The sequence below is a fragment of the Kitasatospora sp. NPDC054795 genome, assembly GCF_053611565.1.
In genome coordinates this window covers 1-4,269 of record NZ_JBSHAP010000262.1, presented here as the reverse complement: position 1 = coordinate 4,269, position 4,269 = coordinate 1, and the positions used below count along the sequence as shown (strand labels likewise).

Genomic DNA, 4,269 nt, shown 5'->3' with positions numbered 1-4,269 from the left:
CACAAGCTCGTTGACATTTCGCATGACCTGCCAACGACACCCATCACGCTTCGTTACCACCGATTACGGGACAGAGCCGATTACGGGACAGAGCCGTTCACTGGACAGACCCACCCCGACGTCCTGGCCGCCCAGCGCAAGGAACGCGCGCGCATCCGCAGCGGAAAGGGCCTTCGCCGGGGAGGAAGGACGCTCACCGAAGCGGCGTGAGCGGGCCTGCAGAGGCGGGCCCGCTCACCCGAAGACCTGGACCGGCACGCGGACGAAACCCTCGGTCCAGTGGTCCTCATCGAGGTCGTACTCTCCGATCCGGAAGCAGTCCGGCTCGTCGGCGAAGCCCGGTAGAAGACGCGCGCGGCGCATCCGCTCTTCGGCTACGGCCTCGGAGGAGTAGATGCCGAGCAGCTTGACGTCGTCGCCGTCCTGCTCGTCGATGAACACGTCCCCGTCGTCGAGGTGAATCGTCTCGTCGTTGGGCCCGGCTTCGTTCTGGTGGCTGATGTGCCAGAGGGGATAGACCTTCACGGGCGCAGGCTATCCCGGGCCCAACCGGCGAACGTTCTCGGTCGGAGCACTGGAAAGCGTGGAAGGAGACCCTCCTGTCGCCCGACGGCAGCTGGGCCGGCAGGCCGGGGACGGCGATCCGTCCGGCGTACAGGCCCTCCAGGAAGGACACGGCCCCCTCCGGGTACGACCACCAGCCGCCGCCGCGGCCCCGGACCACGACCGGCCACGTGTCGGGGTCGGCAGCGGCGGTGTGCCAGAGGATCTCGTCGCCGTCCGGGGTGCCCGCCCACGCCAGCAGTGCGGGCCGCGCCCCGTCCCCTTCGCCGGTGGTGTACTCCGCCGGGATGTCCCCCTCCCTGAGGTCGTCCTCCAGGAGCTCCCGGTCGGAGCGGACGTCGGAGACGAACGCCGCCTCCGACCCGGGCACCGGCGTCGACACGAGGAGGAACTCGTCGACCGAGAAGCTGGGGCAGCGGGTCGACAGCTCACGGTAGTCGGCCGTCGGTCGGGCCCTGCGCGTGGCGACCCATCTGACTACCGCACCCGCGCCGCCGGGCGCAACACCGGCGCCCGTTCCCCCACCGGGGGGCGTTGTCGCAGGTGGGGCCTAGGGTGCGGGGCATGAACGTTCCCGAGGTCATACCGATCCGCCACGAGCCCGACTACCGCACGGACACCATCGGGCGGTGCGAGGGCGGCCAGTTCTACGCGACCGTCGTCGCGGCCTTCCCCGAGGGCTGGAGCGGCGACGACTGGCAGGCCGTGAAGCGCTGGCACGCCGTGCTGCACCGGTTCGACGAGGCCGGCCGCCACCTGGGCTCGCGCATCGAGTCCACCGGCACGACGGCGGACGGCGAGCGGCAGGCGGTCGACGCGGCCGCGCTGCTGCTGGAGCAGTGGCTGGACGCCCTGCCGGGGCGGCACTACCAGGACATCGTCATCGCGCCCTTCGAGGTCCGCTTCGAGGGTGCTCTGTTCGGCCTGGTCCTGGAGGTGGACGAGGACGAGGAGGACGAGGAGGACCGCGTGCACCTGGAGCTCTACCCGGACGGCCTGGGCTTCTTCGCCCCGTGGGACGGCTGCTACGACACCTGAGCGGCGGCGGCCCGCGCGGCCCGTTCCTCGCTAGGCTCGGCGGTGCCGGGGGCCGCGAGGCCCCGGGATCCCCTGCGGGAAGGCGGGTGCGCGCATGCTCGGGTACGACGCGGACGGGTTCGTGCGGGACGGGGTGCCGCACCGGGTGGTGGCCGGGGCGGTGCACTACTTCCGGGTGCACCCCGAGCTGTGGGAGGACCGGCTGCGGCGGGTGCGGGCGCTGGGCGTGAACACGGTGGACACCTACGTCCCGTGGAACTTCCACGAACTGCCCGACGGCACGGTGGACTTCACCGGCTGGCGGGACGTGGCGCGCTTCGTGCGCCTCGCCGCCGGCCTGGGGCTGGACGTGATCCTGCGCCCGGGCCCGTACATCTGTGCGGAGTGGGAGTTCGGCGGGCTGCCGGCCCGGCTGCTGGCGGTGGACGGGCTGCGGCTGCGCTGCGCGGACCCGGCGTACCTGGCCGAGGTGGACGGCTGGTTCGACGCGCTGGTGCCCGAGCTGCTGCCGCTGCTGGCGAGCCGGGGCGGGCCGGTGGTGGCGATGCAGGTGGAGAACGAGTACGGCAGCTACGGCGACGACGCCGCCTACCTCGCCCACCTGCGCGACGGCCTGCTGCGGCGCGGGGTGGACTGCCTGCTGTTCACCACCGACGGCGCCCACGACACCATGCAGCAGGGCGGCACGGTCCCGGGCCTCCTCGCCACCGCCACCTTCGGTTCGCGCGCCCCCGAGCGCCTCGCGGTGCTCCGCCGCCACCAGGGCGAAGGCCCGCTGACCGCCATGGAGTTCTGGATCGGCTGGTTCGACCAGTGGGGCCTGCCGCACCACGTCCGCGACCCGAAGGAGACCGCCGCCTCGCTGGACGAACTGCTGGCCACCGGCGCCTCCGTCAGCCTCTACATGGCGCACGGCGGCACCAGCTTCGGCCTGTGGTCCGGCGCCAACCACTCCGGCGCCCACCCACTGGACGCCGGCTACGAGCCGACCGTCACCAGCTACGACTACGACGCGCCGATCGGCGAGGCCGGCGAGCTGACCGAGAAGTTCCACGCCCTGCGCGAGGTCATCGGCCGCCACCTGCCCCTGCCGGACGGCGAACTGCCCGACCCCCCGCCCCGGGTGGCGCCGCAGCGCCTGGAACGGGCCGACGGGCGCGCGCCCCTGGCGCAGGCCCTGGACGCGCTGTCGCAGCCGCACCGGCACGCGGCGCCACTGCCGATGGAACGGCTCGGACAGGACCGCGGCCTGATCCACTACCGCACCCGCGTACCGGGCCCCCGCCCCGAACTTCCGCTGCGCATCGACGGGTTGGCCGACCGGGCGCAGGTGTTCGCGGACGGGCGCCCGCTCGGGGTGCTGGAGCGCAACTCCCCCGGCGCGACCCTGCCGCTGGCCACCGGGCCCGACGGGGTGGTGCTGGACATCCTGGTCGAAGCGCTGGGGCGGGTGAACTACGGCCCGCAGATGGACGACCGCAAGGGCATCACCCGCGGCGTCTCGCACGGCCACCAGCGGCTCTTCGACTGGCAGATCCGGCCGCTGCCGCTGACCGACCTGTCCCCACTGCGCTTCACGGACGACGTCGAGGCCCGCGACGGCGGGCCGGACCACGGCGAACCGGGCGACGACGGGCCGGCCTTCCACCGCTTCACCGCCGAACTCCCCTCCCCCGCCGACGCGTTCCTCGCCCTGCCCGACTGGGGCCGCGGACTGCTGTGGCTCAACGGCTTCCTGCTCGGCCGCCACTGCGCCGCCGGCCCCCAGCGCACCCTCTACGCCCCCGCCCCGCTGTGGCGGCCCGGCAGCAACGAACTGGTCGTCCTGGAACTCGAACGCCACGGCACGGCACTGGAGTTGCGCGACCGACCGGACCTCGGCCCGGTCACGGCCGCGCCCAGCTCCGAGTACTGACCGACCGGGCACGCCCCCCGCGTCGGACGGAAAGGCGGATGTGTTCCGTTCCCGAACTCCCGGGAACCGGCCGGGTCGAACGGTTCCGCTCTCGGCCCCGGCAACGTACCCCGGCACGGAACCGGACCGTCCTGGCGCCGATCCGGACAATCGCGCGGTCGGCGACCCGTCGTCACCGGGCATTCCTGTGTCCTTGTCCGGCACGTGAAATGCCAGGAGTACGAGTCGAACGAAGGAGCCAGGATGTTCCGCAGGAATTCCGCTCGTACGGCGGCCCTCGCCGTGATGGCCGGCTCGATTCTGCTCGCGGTGCCCGCCACCGCCGACGCGTCCACCACCGCCTACACCCCGCAGACGGCCTGCGGGTCCAGCTACGCCACGCTCGATTCCTTCAACCTGCCGGGCGGCACCTCGACGGTCTACCTGACCTACAGCAGGACGACCGGCAAGAACTGCGTCGCCACCATCAAGAACACCAGGACCGGAACCCCGACGCTGACCGGCGCCTACCTGACCTTCGGCGACGGCAGCGGAAGGCAGCAGGACCTGGGGAACTACAGCTACTACGCCACGGCCTACCTGTCCGCACCCGGACAGTGTATTTACTACGGCGGCCGGGACTACAACTCCGGTGACTGGTGGGGAAAGGGTCCGGGCTGGTGCAGCTGAGCGGCCGGTAGCCCGGTAGCGGCAGCGGTCGGACCACGAAATTCCGCGCCCGCCGAGACCGATCGGTGAGTGCGCCGGCGCCC

At 72.4% G+C, this 4,269-nt stretch carries 4 protein-coding genes and 1 pseudogene; 4 read left to right on the top strand and 1 reads right to left on the bottom strand.

From position 1 onward, the window contains the following. Positions 1-210, top strand: a pseudogene (locus tag ACWGJO_RS41175) (hypothetical protein); the annotation flags it as partial. A 24-nt stretch (positions 211-234) separates the two neighbouring features. Here ACWGJO_RS41175 and ACWGJO_RS41170 read toward each other — a convergent pair. After that, a complete protein-coding gene (locus tag ACWGJO_RS41170; protein WP_452190907.1) occupies positions 235-525 on the bottom strand; it encodes a DUF7336 domain-containing protein in 291 nt (96 codons plus the stop codon). 603 nt (positions 526-1,128) lie between these two features. Here ACWGJO_RS41170 and ACWGJO_RS41165 point away from each other — a divergent pair. The 3 genes from ACWGJO_RS41165 to ACWGJO_RS41155 all read left to right on the top strand — a co-directional run bounded on the left by ACWGJO_RS41165 (position 1,129) and on the right by ACWGJO_RS41155 (position 4,186). Then, entirely contained in the window at positions 1,129-1,602 is a 474-nt protein-coding gene (locus ACWGJO_RS41165) for a hypothetical protein (protein WP_452190906.1), read from the top strand. Positions 1,603-1,696: 94 nt separating this feature from the next. Next, complete coding sequence (locus ACWGJO_RS41160; RefSeq protein ID WP_452190905.1) at positions 1,697-3,517, top strand: glycoside hydrolase family 35 protein; 1,821 nt, start codon at positions 1,697-1,699, stop codon at positions 3,515-3,517. A 243-nt stretch (positions 3,518-3,760) separates the two neighbouring features. Continuing rightward, positions 3,761-4,186, top strand: a complete 426-nt coding sequence (locus tag ACWGJO_RS41155; protein ID WP_452190904.1) for a spore-associated protein — start codon at positions 3,761-3,763, stop codon at positions 4,184-4,186. Positions 4,187-4,269: the final 83 nt, after the last annotated feature.

Bases quoted from the DNA above. Each gene is read 5' to 3' on its own strand.
- ACWGJO_RS41160 (WP_452190905.1), top strand. From the start codon at position 1,697: ATGCTCGGGTACGACGCGGACGGGTTCGTGCGGGACGGGGTGCCGCAC.
- ACWGJO_RS41155 (WP_452190904.1), top strand. From the start codon at position 3,761: ATGTTCCGCAGGAATTCCGCTCGTACGGCGGCCCTCGCCGTGATGGCC.
- ACWGJO_RS41165 (WP_452190906.1), top strand. From the start codon at position 1,129: ATGAACGTTCCCGAGGTCATACCGATCCGCCACGAGCCCGACTACCGC.